General features: G+C 71.7%; 10 protein-coding genes. 8 read left to right on the forward strand and 2 right to left on the reverse strand.

The window, feature by feature from the left end:
• The first annotated feature begins 52 nt into the window (after positions 1-52).
• The 8 genes from EXE59_RS10905 (at position 53) to EXE59_RS10940 (ending at position 10,735) form a co-directional block, all read left to right on the forward strand.
• A complete protein-coding gene (locus tag EXE59_RS10905) occupies positions 53-976 on the forward strand; it encodes an L-lactate dehydrogenase (protein ID WP_135838921.1) in 924 nt (307 codons plus the stop codon).
• Positions 977-1,000: 24 nt separating this feature from the next.
• The gene (locus EXE59_RS10910) at positions 1,001-2,110 is read left to right on the forward strand and encodes a GuaB3 family IMP dehydrogenase-related protein (protein ID WP_135838922.1); all 1,110 of its coding nucleotides are present in this window, start codon (positions 1,001-1,003) and stop codon (positions 2,108-2,110) included.
• A gap of 43 nt (positions 2,111-2,153) precedes the next feature.
• Positions 2,154-3,890 (forward strand): glycerol-3-phosphate dehydrogenase/oxidase, encoded by a 1,737-nt coding sequence (locus EXE59_RS10915; protein ID WP_135838923.1) that lies wholly within the window; start codon positions 2,154-2,156, stop codon positions 3,888-3,890.
• 106 nt (positions 3,891-3,996) lie between these two features.
• Positions 3,997-5,613 carry a succinic semialdehyde dehydrogenase gene (locus EXE59_RS10920; protein WP_135838924.1) on the forward strand — a complete coding sequence of 539 codons (1,617 nt, stop codon included), beginning with the start codon at positions 3,997-3,999 and terminating at the stop codon, positions 5,611-5,613.
• Positions 5,610-7,328 (forward strand): GMC oxidoreductase, encoded by a 1,719-nt coding sequence (locus EXE59_RS10925; protein WP_135838925.1) that lies wholly within the window; start codon positions 5,610-5,612, stop codon positions 7,326-7,328. Before EXE59_RS10920 ends, EXE59_RS10925 begins: the two co-directional genes overlap by 4 nt.
• Before the next feature lie 309 nt (positions 7,329-7,637).
• Complete coding sequence (gene guaA, locus EXE59_RS10930) at positions 7,638-9,215, forward strand: glutamine-hydrolyzing GMP synthase (RefSeq protein ID WP_135838926.1); 1,578 nt, start codon at positions 7,638-7,640, stop codon at positions 9,213-9,215.
• A 58-nt stretch (positions 9,216-9,273) separates the two neighbouring features.
• A complete protein-coding gene (locus tag EXE59_RS10935) occupies positions 9,274-10,257 on the forward strand; it encodes a magnesium transporter CorA family protein (protein WP_246056707.1) in 984 nt (327 codons plus the stop codon).
• A 148-nt stretch (positions 10,258-10,405) separates the two neighbouring features.
• A complete protein-coding gene (locus EXE59_RS10940; RefSeq protein WP_135838927.1) occupies positions 10,406-10,735 on the forward strand; it encodes a hypothetical protein in 330 nt (109 codons plus the stop codon).
• 97 nt (positions 10,736-10,832) lie between these two features.
• Here the strand turns inward: EXE59_RS10940 and EXE59_RS10945 are convergent, their stop codons facing one another.
• Both EXE59_RS10945 and EXE59_RS10950 read right to left on the reverse strand, forming a co-directional pair.
• Positions 10,833-12,326, reverse strand: coding sequence for an HNH endonuclease signature motif containing protein (locus EXE59_RS10945; protein ID WP_135838928.1), 1,494 nt, complete (start codon positions 12,324-12,326; stop codon positions 10,833-10,835).
• Positions 12,327-12,544: 218 nt separating this feature from the next.
• On the reverse strand, positions 12,545-12,907 hold the full coding sequence (locus EXE59_RS10950; RefSeq protein ID WP_135838929.1) for a hypothetical protein: 363 nt from the start codon (positions 12,905-12,907) through the stop codon (positions 12,545-12,547).
• Position 12,908: the final 1 nt, after the last annotated feature.

The raw sequence follows: 12,908 nt of genomic DNA on the forward strand, positions 1-12,908 counted from the left end.
TTTGCCGACTTGTGCACCGCCCGTTGCCGAACCCCACCCCCTAGGCTGAGGCATGACTTCCGCGAAGATCGCCATCGTCGGAGCCGGCGCCGTGGGCTCCACGCTCGCGTACGCCTGCCTGGTGCGCGGTGTCGCGACCACCGTCGCGCTGCACGACGTCGACGCCGACAAGGTGCGCGCCGAGGAGCTCGACCTCCGCCAGGGCCTGCAGTTCCTGCCGACCGCCCACGTGGAGGCGTCAACCGACGTGTCAGTCTGCGAGGGCGCGCAGGTGGTCGCGGTGACCGCCGGTGCCAAGCAGCAGCCCGGCCAGTCCCGCCTCGACCTGGCCGCGTCGACGACTCGCATGCTGCGGACGCTGATGCCGGCCCTGGTCGAGGTCGCTCCCGACGCGCGGTTCGTGATGGTCACCAACCCCGTCGACGTGGTGACCTATGCCGCGCAGAAGCTCACCGGCCTCGGCACCGAGCAGCTCTTCGGCTCGGGCACGGTGCTCGACTCGGCCCGGCTGCGCGGGCTGGTCGCGGCGCACTGCGGGGTCGCGGTGCAGAACGTCCACGCGTACGTCGTCGGCGAGCACGGCGACAGCGAGATCCCGCTCTGGAGCAGCGCGAGCATCGGCGGCGTACCGGTCACCGACCTCGTGGACGAGGCCGACCGCGACGCCATGGCCGCCGACGTCGTCGGCGCGGCCTACGAGATCATCAAGGGCAAGGGAGCCACCAACTACGCCATCGGCGTGTCCGCCGGGCGGATCATCGAGGCGGTCCTCCGCGACGAGAAGCGCGTGCTGCCGGTCTCCACGTTGCTCACCGACTACCACGGCATCGGCGACGTCTGCCTGTCCGTGCCGACGGTGGTGGGCCGGGGCGGCGCCGAGCGCCGCCTCGAGGTCCCGATGAGCGACGCCGAGCTCGCCGGGCTGCGCGCCAGCGCCGACCGCATCCGCGCCACCGCCCGCGACCTCGGCTTCTGACCCGACGCCGTTAGGCTTCGCCTCGTGACCGAGATCGAGATCGGCCGTGCCAAGCGCGGTCGCCGCGCCTACTCCTTCGACGACATCGCGATCGTGCCCTCCCGGCGCACCCGCGACCCCGAGGAGGTCAGCACCGCCTGGCAGATCGACGCCTACCGCTTCGACATCCCGGTCCTGGCCGCGCCGATGGACTCGGTCATGTCGCCGTCGACCGCGATCGCGCTGGGCCAGATGGGCGGCCTCGGGGTGCTGAACCTCGAGGGCCTGTGGACCCGGTACGACGACCCGACCGGACTGCTCGAGGAGGTCGCCGGGCTCCAGGGGGCCGAGGCCACCCAGCGGATGCAGGAGATCTACTCCGAGCCGATCAAGCCCGAGCTGATCACCGCCCGCCTCAAGGAGGTGCGCGCCGCCGGTGTCACGGTCGCCGGATCGCTGTCGCCGCAGCGCACCAAGGAGCACGTGAAGGCCGTCGTCGACGCAGGTGTCGACATGTTCGTCATCCGCGGCACGACCGTCTCCGCCGAGCACGTCAGCAGCCAGTCGGAGCCGCTGAACCTCAAGGAGTTCATCTACGAGCTCGACGTCCCCGTCATCGTGGGTGGCTGCGCGACCTACCAGGCGGCGCTCCACCTCATGCGCACCGGCGCCGCCGGCGTACTCGTCGGCTTCGGCGGCGGGGCCGCGCACACCACCCGTACGGTCCTGGGGGTCGCTGTCCCGATGGCCAGCGCCGTCGCCGACGTCGCCGCCGCCCGCCGTGACTACCTCGACGAGTCCGGTGGGCGCTACGTCCACGTCATCGCCGACGGCTCGATCGGCAGCTCCGGCGACATCGCCAAGGCCATCGCCTGTGGCGCCGACGCCGTCATGATCGGCTCGCCGCTCGCGCGGGCCACCGAGGCGCCGGGCCGCGGCTTCCACTGGGGGAGCGAGGCCACCCACGCCGACCTGCCGCGCGGGCAGCGCGTGGAGTTCGCCCCGGTCGGGACGCTGGAGGAGATCATGTTCGGTCCCTCCCGCACCGCCGACGGCACCATGAACCTCGTCGGCGCCCTGCGTCGCGCGATGGCGACCACGGGCTACACCGAGGTCAAGGAGTTCCAGCGCATCGAGGTCGTCGTCCAGCACTGATGCGCACCGGTCGGCGCTTCGGTCGGCCTGCGACAATCGGCCCATGACGCTCGCCAAGGCCCTCGACGCCGACCAGCGCGCTGACGCGCTCGACCAGCTCGGGTCGGGTGAGCTCGACGTCCTCGTGGTCGGCGGCGGCATCGTGGGGGTGGGTGCCGCGCTCGACGCCGTGACCCGCGGCCTCAAGGTGGGCCTGGTCGAGCAGCGCGACCTCGCCTCCGGCACGTCCTCGCGCTCGTCCAAGCTGGTGCACGGCGGCCTGCGCTACCTCGAGATGCTCGACTTCGCGCTGGTCAAGGAGGCCCTCGAGGAGCGCGGCCTGCTGCTCACCCGGCTCGCGCCCCACCTCGTACGCCCGGTGCCGTTCCTCTACCCGCTCGAGCACGCGTGGGAGCGGCCCTACGTCGGCGCGGGCGTCGCGCTCTACGACGGCATGGCGATGACCGGCAAGTACGACATGGGCGTGCCGAAGCACAAGCACGTCTTCCGCAAGCAGCTCGCCCGGATGGCGCCCGACATCAGGACCGACAAGCTGCACGGCGCGATCCGCTACTACGACTGCCAGGTCGACGACGCCCGGCTGGTGATGACCATCGCCCGCACCGCCGCCAACAACGGCGCCCACGTCGCGACCCGCACGAAGGTGACCGGGTTCCTGCGCGAGGGTGACCCTTCGACAGGCTCAGGACAGGGCCGCGTCGTCGGCGCCACGGTCCGCGACCTGGAGGGCGAGCGTGACATCGAGGTCCGAGCCAAGGTCGTCATCAACGCCGCCGGGGTGTGGACCGACGAGGTCCAGCAGCTCATCGGCGGACAGGCGCAGCTCGACGTCGACGCGAGCAAGGGCATCCACCTCGTCGTGCCACGCGACCGGATCCGCTCCGAGTGCGGCTTCATCACCAAGACCGAGAAGTCGGTGCTCTTCGTGATCCCGTGGGGCCAGTTCTGGATCATCGGCACGACCGACACCGCCTGGGACTACGACCTCGCGCACCCGGCGGCCAGCAAGACCGACATCGACTACCTGCTCGGCCACGTCAACCGGCTCCTCAAGGACCCGCTCGACCACCGCGACGTCATCGGCGTGTGGGCCGGGCTGCGCCCGCTGCTCAAGCCGATGCGCAAGGAGGGCGAGATGGGGGAGACCACCAAGCTCTCCCGCGAGCACACCGTCGCCAACCCTGTCCCCGGCCTGGTGCTGGTCGCCGGCGGCAAGCTGACGACCTACCGCGTCATGGCCAAGGACGCCGTCGACCACGCCATCCGCGACTTCGGCGTGACCCCCGCCTCGATCACCGACCGGGTGCCGCTGATGGGGGCGTGGGGCCACGAGGCTCGCACCAACCAGCGCGTCGCGCTCAGCAGGTCCTCGGGGCTCGACGTCGGCGTCATCGACCACCTGCTCGGCCGCTACGGCGGGCTCGTCGACGAGGTGCTCGACCTCATCCACCAGCGACCCGAGCTCGGTGAGCCGCTCGCCGGCGCGGAGCACTACCTGCGCGCAGAGGTCCTCTACGCCGCCACCCACGAGGGCGCCCGCCACCTCGACGACGTGCTGGCCCGGCGTACGCGCGTGTCGATCGAGACCTTCGACCGCGGGATCTCGGCCGCCCGCCCCGCCGCCGAGCTGATGGCCGAGGCGCTGGGCTGGGACGAGGCGCAGGTCGCCGACGAGGTCGACCACTACCTGCGCCGCGTCGAGGCCGAGCGGCAGAGCCAGCTCATGCCGACCGACCAGGAGGCCGACGAGGCGCGCGTGAAGGCGCCCGAGATCGTCTGATCGACCCGCCCGTCGGAGCGGTGGACAAATGTGCCCGATATGTCGAATGGTGGGATGAAGTGACCAACCAGTAGCAACGGTCGTCACAGCGACCTACGCTGCACGGATGAGTGAGCAGACCCCCGCGTCAGGTCCCACCACCGACGGGCCAGCCGACCCCGAGCACGACAGCACCGCCGCCTACGGCCTCGACCGGGCGTACGTCTCGGGCCTGACGCGGCGCGTGGTCAGCACCACCGGTGAGACGGCCGCCGTGGCCTCGCCCATCGGACGGACCCCGCTCGCGCACGTCCCGCAGTCGAGCCCCGCCGACGTGGCCGAGGCGTTCGCGCGGGCGCGCCGTGCCCAGAAGTCGTGGGCGGCGACCTCGATCGACGAGCGTGCCGCCGCGCTGCTGCGGCTGCACGACCTGCTCCTCGACCGCCAGGACGAGCTGATCGACCTGGTCGTGTGGGAGTCCGGGAAGGCTCGCAAGGACGCCTACCTCGAGGTGGCGCACCTCGCGCTGACCGCGCGCTACTACGCCCGCACCGCCCACGAGCACCTCGACAGCGTGCGCGTCGGCGGCATGTTCCCCGTGCTCACCCGTGCCGAGGTCAACCGGATCCCCAAGGGTGTCGTCGGCATCATCTCGCCCTGGAACTACCCGCTCAGCATGGCCCTGTGCGACGGCATGCCGGCCCTGCTCGCCGGCAATGCCGTCGTGTCCAAGCCCGACGCGCAGACGATGCTGACCGCCCTGCTCGCCGCGCAGCTGCTCGACGAGGCCGGCTTCCCGCCGGAGCTGTGGCAGGTCGTCGCCGGCCCCGGCCCCGAGGTGGGCGGCGCGATCGTCGCCCACGCAGACTACGTCTGCTTCACCGGCTCGACCGCCACCGGCCGGAAGATCGCGCAGGGCTGTGCCGACCGGCTCATCGGCTGCTCGCTCGAGCTCGGCGGCAAGAACCCGATGCTCGTGCTCCGCGACGCCGACGTGCAGCGCGCGGCCGAGGGCGCCACCCGCGCCGTGTTCTCCAACGCCGGGCAGCTGTGCGTCTCGATGGAGCGGCTCTTCGTCGCCGACCAGGTCTACGACCGGTTCGTCGACGCTTTCGTCTCGCGCACGCAGGCGATGACCCTCGGCGCCAGCCACGAGTGGTCGGTCGACATGGGCTCGCTGATCTCCCAGGCGCAGCTCGAGACCGTCACCGCCCACGTCGAGGACGCCGTCGCCAAGGGCGCGCACGTGCTCACCGGTGGCCGGCACCGTCCCGACCTCGGGCCGTACGTCTTCGAGCCGACGATCCTCGAGGGCGTGTCGGCCGACATGGAGTGCTTCGGCACGGAGACCTTCGGCCCGGTGGTCTCGATCTACCGCTTCCACAGCGAGGACGAGGCGGTCGACCGCGCCAACGACGGCCAGTACGGCCTCAACGCCTCGATCTGGACGCGCGACGCCGCCCGCGGACGGGCGATCGCGCGCCGCATCGCGTGCGGCACGGTCAACGTCAACGAGGCCTACGGCGCGACCTTCGGCTCGCTCGGTGCGCCGATGGGCGGCATGCGTGAGTCGGGCATGGGCCGCCGTCAGGGCGCCGAGGGCATCCTGCGCTACACCGAGTCCCAGTCCGTCGCTACGCAGCGGCTGATGCCGATCGCACCGATGTTCGGGATGTCGGAGGAGACCAACGCCAAGGTGATGACCACGGCCCTGCGGCTGCTCAACAGGCTGGGCCGGGCATGAGCCGGCACTACGACGTCCTCGTCATCGGGTCCGGCTTCGGTGGGTCCGTCACCGCGCTGCGGCTCACCGAGAAGGGCTACGGCGTCGGCGTCCTCGAGGCCGGCGCGCGCTTCGAGGACGACGACTTCCCGGCCACCTCGTTCGACGCCAGGCGGTTCCTCTTCGCGCCCGCGCTCGGGATGTACGGCATCCAGCGCATCGACATGGTCAAGGACTGCCTGATCCTCGCCGGCGCGGGCGTCGGCGGCGGGTCGCTGGTCTACGCCAACACGCTCTACGAGCCGCTCGACGCGTTCTACCGCGACCCTTCGTGGGCGCACATCACCGACTGGAAGTCGGAGCTCGCCCCGTACTACGACCAGGCCAAGCGGATGCTCGGCGTGGTGGAGAACCCGCGCCACACGCCGGCCGACGAGGTCATGAAGCAGGTCGCCGAGGACATGGGAGTCGGTGACACGTTCCACCCGACGCCCGTTGGGGTCTTCTTCGGTGGACCCGACGCGCAGGGCGGCGAGCGGGTCGAGGACCCCTACTTCGGCGGGGCCGGTCCGGCGCGCAACGCGTGCCGCAACTGCGGCGAGTGCATGACCGGGTGTCGCCACAACGCCAAGAACACCCTCGTCAAGAACTATCTGCACCTCGCCGAGCAGGCCGGGGCGACGGTCCATCCGATGACCACGGTGACGCGCGTGCGGCCCCGCGCCGCCGGCGGCTACGAGGTCACCACCCGGTGGACGAAGGCCAAGCTGTCACGCTTCGGGAAGCAGCCGGCCACCAAGGTGTTCACCGCCGACCAGGTCGTGTTCTCCGCGGCCGCGCTCGGCACCCAGAAGCTGCTGCACCAGCTCAAGGGAGAGGGCGACCTCCCGGGCGTCAGCGACCGGCTCGGCGTGCTGACCCGCACCAACTCCGAGGCGGTCCTGGGCGCCCTCGCGCCGTCGACCAGCGACACTGACTACACCGAGGGCGTCGCGATCACGTCGTCGTGGCACCCCGACGACGTCACCCACATCGAGCCGGTCCGCTACGGCAAGGGCTCCAACGCGATGGCGCTCATGCAGACCGTGCTCGCCGACGACCGGCCGGGGGAGTCGCGGGTCCGCACGTGGCTGCGCGAGCTGTGGTCGCAGCGGCGCACCGCGCTCGACCTCTACGACTTCCGGCACTGGTCCGAGCGCACGGTGGTCGCGCTGGTGATGCAGACCCTCGACAACTCGATCACCACCAGGGGCGTCAAGGGCCGCTTCGGGTGGCGGATGACGTCCGAGCAGGGCCACGGCCTGCCCAACCCGACCTACATCCCCGTGGCCTACGACGCCGTGCGCCGGATGGCCGAGGTGATGGGCGGGACGCCCGGCGGCAACGTCGGCGAGCCGTTCGACCGGCCGCTGACCGCGCACTTCATCGGAGGCTGCACGATCGGCGACTCACCCGAGACCGGGGTCGTCGACCCGTGGCAGCGGCTGTTCGGCCACGAGGGCCTGCACGTCGTCGACGGCTCCGCGGTCTCGGCCAACCTCGGGGTGAACCCGTCGCTGACGATCACCGCGCAGGCCGAGCGGGCGATGGCCTTCTGGCCCAACAAGGGCGAGGCCGACCCGCGGCCAGCGCTGGGCTCGACCTACCGCCGGGTGGCGCCCGTCGAGCCCAAGAACCCGGTCGTGCCGGACGCCGCGCCCGGTGCGCTGCGCCTGCCGATCGTCGGCGTCAGCTGAGCGGCAAGATTCATCGGCCAGCGCCGTAACCACCCCTCGCAGACGTCGTTGGGCGGGGTAAGGGGTCCGGCAGTCATGCTCCCTCCCAAGGGTCGGGCTCCGAGTCTCGGCGCTGCTCGCAGGGTCGGGCTCAAGCGTCAGGGCCCGATCACCCTCCCTCCCCGATCGGGCCCTGATGCGATTTCCAGGCGGGTCCGGCGAAGCCGGACACGCTGTGGGAAATCGGATCGAGCAGGCCCGGCGCCGCGATGCGAAGCGACGCGGGGCCGACGGCCGTGTCGAGATACTCATCTCGATAGACTCCGCGGCGTGACGCAGCCTGCAGAGCACGACCTGGTCCTCGTCGTCGACTTCGGGGCCCAGTACGCCCAGCTGATCGCACGGCGGGTGCGCGAGGCGCGGGTCTACTCCGAGATCGTGCCGCACACGATGCCGGTCGCCGACATGCTCGCGCGCCACCCGAAGGCGATCATCCTGTCCGGCGGGCCGTCCAGCGTGTACGCCGAGGGTGCGCCCGGCATCGACACGGCCGTGTTCACCACCGGGGTCCCGGTCTTCGGCATGTGCTACGGCTTCCAGCTCATGGCGAAGGGCCTCGGCGGCGAGGTCGCCCACACCGGCGCCCGCGAGTACGGCCGTACGCCCGTCACCGTCTCCGAGCCCGGCACCCTGCTCGCGGGCATCCCGGGAGAGCACAAGGTCTGGATGTCGCACGGCGACTCGGTCGCCCAGGCGCCCGAGGGCTTCACCGTCCTGGCGTCCACCGACGTCACTCCGGTCGCCGCCTTCGAGGACGTCGACCGTGGGCTCGCGGGAGTCCAGTGGCACCCCGAGGTGCTGCACTCCGAGCACGGCCAGAAGGTGCTCGAGCACTTCCTTCACCACATCGCGGGCGCCCGCCAGACGTGGACGATGCTCAACATCGCCGAGGAGCAGATCGAGCGGGTCCGCGAGCAGATCGGCGACCGCGGACTCGCGATCTGCGGGCTGTCGGGCGGGGTCGACTCCGCGGTCGCGGCCGCGATCGTCCAGCGCGCCATCGGCGACCGGCTGCACTGCGTCTTCGTCGACCACGGCCTCCTGCGTGAGGGCGAGGCCGAGCAGGTGGAGCGCGACTTCGTCGCGGCCACCGGCGTCAACCTCCACGTCTACGACGCCCGTGAGACGTTCCTCGCCGCGCTCGCCGGGGTCACCGACCCGGAGGAGAAGCGCAAGATCATCGGTCGCGAGTTCATCCGCGCCTTCGAGGCCGCCGAGGTGCAGGTCCTCGGCGAGGCGGCCGAGCACGGCGACAAGGTCGGCTTCCTGGTGCAGGGCACGCTCTACCCCGACGTGGTGGAGTCCGGCGGCGGGGCCGGCACGTCCAACATCAAGTCCCACCACAACGTCGGCGGCCTGCCCGAGGACCTCGAGTTCGCGCTGGTCGAGCCGTTGCGCACCCTCTTCAAGGACGAGGTGCGTCTCGTCGGTGAGCAGCTCGGCCTGCCCGCCGAGATGGTGTGGCGCCAGCCGTTCCCCGGCCCCGGCCTCGGCATCCGCATCATCGGCGAGGTGACGGCCGACCGCCTCGACATCCTGCGTCGCGCCGACGCGATCGCCCGCCAGGAGCTGACCCGCGCCGGCCTCGACCGCGACATCTGGCAGATGCCGGTCGTGCTGCTCGCCGACGTCCGCTCCGTGGGCGTCCAGGGCGACGGGCGGACGTACGGCCACCCCGTCGTGATCCGGCCCGTCACCTCCGAGGACGCGATGACGGCCGACTGGGCGCGCCTGCCCTACGAGGTGATGGAGCGCATCTCGACGCGGATCACCAACGAGGTCGAGGAGATCAACCGGGTCACCCTCGACATCACCTCGAAGCCGCCGGGCACCATCGAGTGGGAGTGAGGACCCTTCCCGGCGGTTGAGGCTCGCGCACCGTCCCTCGCGGTGCCACGCTGGGGTCGTGCACCTGTGGTTCGTGCATCCGGACGGGATCCGGCCCCATGACGGGTCGGAGCTCGGCGCGCTCCTCGAGCGCACCGACGGCTTCGTCTGGATCGACATGCCGGCCGACGACCCCGAGGCCGAACGCGTGCTGGTCGAGGTTGTGCACGCGCACCCGCTGGTCGTCGCGGCGTGCCGGCAGCGCAACCACGTGCCGACCGTCCACGGGTACGCCGACCACGTCTTCGTCGTCCTCCACTCGCCGTACGCGGGCAACGCGGGACACGTGCACCTGCTCGAGCTGGACCAGCTGGTCGGCCGGCGCTACCTCGTGACCGTGCACGGCCCGATCAACCCGGTCGTGGATCCTGCCGAGGCCGTGCGCGAGACCGCGGCGGTGCGCAGCCGGATCGAGCGGGGAACCTTGCGGCCGGGCTCGCCGGCCGAGCTGTCGCACGCGATCGGGTCGGCGGTGGTCCGGTCCCAGCGCGGGCTGGTCAGCGCGGTGGCAGAGGGCCTGCCCGAGCTCGAGCAGGCAGCGATGGCGGGCGACTTCCGGCGACCAGAGGAGCTGCTCGAGCGGCTCTTCCTGGTCCGGCACGAGCTGATCACCGTACGGACGATGGCCGCCCAGTCGCACGAGATCTACGCGCGCATCCGGAGTCTCGACCGTGTCGTCCCCGAGGCGGAGCGTGCCTTCGCGAGCGACCTTGCCGAGCAGTTCGACCGGCTGCGCAGCCTCGCGGACGGCGAGAGCCACTTCCTCTTCGGCGTGATCGACCTCTACCAGACCAGGGTCACCACCAAGATGACCGTGGCGATGGAGCGCCTCGCGGTCATCGCCGCCGTCACGCTCCCGGTCACGGCGCTGGCGAGCATCTACGGGATGAACGTCATCGTCAACGACTCCACCCACGTCGTCCAGCTCGTGCTGGTGCTGGCGGTGATGGCCGCCGTCAGTGGGCTCCTGCTCAGGTGGACGAAGAAGCAGGCCTGGTGGTGAGGTCCGGCCGGAGCAGGCCGGCGGCGCGGGGCCCATCAGACCATGCGATGGCGGGGTTGTCGGCGATCGGCTGACCAGGACCGAGCACGGCCAGGCAGGGACACGGATTCAGCTTGATCGATGCAGGCGTGCCTGTCACGGTCGTCCCATGGCGTCCGTCGAGCGGTTGTTGCGCGCAGAGTTCGAGGCTGCGGCGGCTGCGGTCGCGGCCGCACGCGCTGACGTCGACCTGGAGACGGCGCGTCAGCTGATGGCGGAGGCGGCGGAGATGCTGCACAACAGCCTCGCCCTCGACACGCTCTCGGAGCGGGACGCCATGGTGGTCGTGCACGACCTGGCTGCCGACCTGACGGCCCTCGACCCGGGAGCGGCGGTACGCGCCCGGGCTGCGGACGTCGCACGGGCGTCCTCTGGTCTGGACGAACCGGGCGTGGTGGCGGAGACCTACCTGGTCTGCGCGGCGGTGCTCCAGCTCTGACGGGAGTCCGCTCGCGGCGCGGGAGAGTGCAGTGGGACACGAGCCGGCACGTGCCTCGAGCCCCCTGCTCGTGCTGCGCAGGGGGTGTGGGGCGGGGTCATCGTCGGCGTGGTCGTGGGATGTCGGGCGGAGCCGTCGGATGCGGTGGATGCGGTGGACCGAGGTCGGTGGTGCCGGTGTGGTCGCGGCGGTAGCGGTGCCCGTGCGGGCTGGTCCACTCGAACACTCCGGGCTCGACCATGGCGTAGCGCCAGGCGGAGTGGGTCTTGAGGCGGTGGTGGAACCGGCACAGGCAGGCCAGGTTGCTCGTGGTCGTCGGGCCGGGTTGGGGTCTGCCCTCGGCGTCGGCGTCGTCGTCCCACGGGATGATGTGGTCGACGTCGCAGCGCCGGGTGGGGCGGGAGCAGAACGGGAACACGCACGTGCGATCCCTCAGGATCACGTGTTCGCGGATCGGTGCCGGGACCTTCCGCGTCTGCGCGGTCAGCGTGGTGTTGAGGTCGATGACGGGCTTGATGGTGACCTCGGTGCGCGAATCTGCGCACCAGGACTGGATCTGCTCGAGCAGGACGAGACGCCGGCCGTTCTCCATGCGCCCGGTGGGACCGAACACCGTGGCGTCACCGGAGAAGGACGCGTCGACGTGGGCGTGGATCACCACCGCACGAGCGGCCGGCAGGTCCGGCTCGTCGGCGTCGTCGCCGGTGTCGGGGTTCACCCGGTCCTGTCTCCGGGTGTCCGGGTCCGGCCCGCTGGCGCGGTCCGTTCCCGGCCCCCCGGTCAGGAGCTCCAGCGCTGTCTGGGTCCGGGCGAGGTCCCCGAGGGCCTTGGCGCGGCGGGCGTCGAGTGGCAGCAGGGATCCGAGGGCCTGCTGGGTGGCGGCGTGGTGGGCGAGGGCGCGGTCGAGGTCGAGGGCGTCGGCGATGTCGACCTCGGCCTCGATCCGCAGGGTGCCGGCGTAGTGCACGTCGTCGGTGTCGACGGTGACGTGGCGCGGGTCGACGTGCAGGTAGCCGTCCTCCGGGTCCGCGGCCGGGTCGGCGGTCGCGAGGTCGTAGCGCCTGATGGTCTCCGCGACGAGCCGGTCGAGCTGCGCGGACCCGACCCGTCCGGCGACGGCGGCGACCTGGGCGTCGACGAACCCCGCGGCCTCGGCGGTGAGCGCGGGTGAGGAGTGGATGGTGGTGTCCGCGACCAGCCTGGCTCGCCAGGCCGGCACCTGCCCGGCTTGCACCTGTGCCCACAGGCGGGTAAGGCGGTGACGGAGCTCGAGGGCGTGGCCGATGAGCTTCTTCGCCGCCGTCGACGTGATCCCGAGGACGGTGCCGAGCTCGGCGCAACAGAACTCCGCCACCAGCGGGGCACCCTCACCCGCGATGGGCTCCTCGTGCTGCGACCCCGGGACCGTGAACGACGCTGCCGTGTGGATCGACTCGGGCGGGTGCAGGTCGGCCCACCGGGCCGCGACATCGAGGAGGTCTGCTGCGGCCCGGTCCTCGGCGGACTTCCGGCTTCGAGCGAGCGCGAGCAGCTCGGCAGCAGAGAGGTCCTCGACCTCACCTGCTCCGGGCGCCAGCAGCACTTCGCTCATGTGTTCGATCGTAGACGTCGGGTACGACAGTGGCCCTGGCCGTGATCGGACGTGGCCACCGAGGGCGGAGTGGTTTCGAGGCTCGCTGCGCTCGCACGTCAACACGGAGATGCTGACTGGCGAGGGGTCTCGATACGCCCGCTCGTCCCTCGCGGGCTACTCGACCACCGAGGGGACGGCTGCGCTCGCACCTCGACCACCGAGCGGAGGGGGGGTGGTCAGCGCGCCTCTTCCACGCACGTCTCGTAGGAGACGTTGCGCGGGCAGCCGCGGAGGTCGGAGCCGATGACGAGCCCGGTCAGCAGGGTCGCGACGACAGCGAGGGCGAGGGCGTACGCCCCCAGGCGCCCGCTGCGGCGGACGAGCGCGTGGACCGCCAGCGGGAGGGCGGCCACGACGCCGGTCGCGAGGAGCAGCAGACGGGTCAGGCCGGGGTCGGTGGCGCGCCCGAAGCCGCCGCCCGTGCAGCCGGAGACGCCGCAGATCGCGAAGCCGGCGGCGAGGGCGGGACCGGCGGCCAGCACGAGGCCGAGCACGACGAGTGCCGCCGCGAGGGGTGCAGAGACGGGACGGGGGTCCATC

Source organism: Nocardioides eburneiflavus (assembly GCF_004785795.1).
In the GTDB taxonomy this organism is placed as follows: domain Bacteria; phylum Actinomycetota; class Actinomycetes; order Propionibacteriales; family Nocardioidaceae; genus Nocardioides; species Nocardioides eburneiflavus.

Coding starts and splice junctions, on each gene's coding strand:
- EXE59_RS10905 (WP_135838921.1), top strand. CDS start 53: ATGACTTCCGCGAAGATCGCCATCGTCGGAGCCGGCGCCGTGGGCTCC.
- EXE59_RS10915 (WP_135838923.1), top strand. CDS start 2,154: ATGACGCTCGCCAAGGCCCTCGACGCCGACCAGCGCGCTGACGCGCTC.
- EXE59_RS10920 (WP_135838924.1), top strand. CDS start 3,997: ATGAGTGAGCAGACCCCCGCGTCAGGTCCCACCACCGACGGGCCAGCC.
- EXE59_RS10925 (WP_135838925.1), top strand. CDS start 5,610: ATGAGCCGGCACTACGACGTCCTCGTCATCGGGTCCGGCTTCGGTGGG.
- EXE59_RS10940 (WP_135838927.1), top strand. CDS start 10,406: ATGGCGTCCGTCGAGCGGTTGTTGCGCGCAGAGTTCGAGGCTGCGGCG.
- EXE59_RS10945 (WP_135838928.1), bottom strand. CDS start 12,326: ATGAGCGAAGTGCTGCTGGCGCCCGGAGCAGGTGAGGTCGAGGACCTC.
- EXE59_RS10950 (WP_135838929.1), bottom strand. CDS start 12,907: ATGGACCCCCGTCCCGTCTCTGCACCCCTCGCGGCGGCACTCGTCGTG.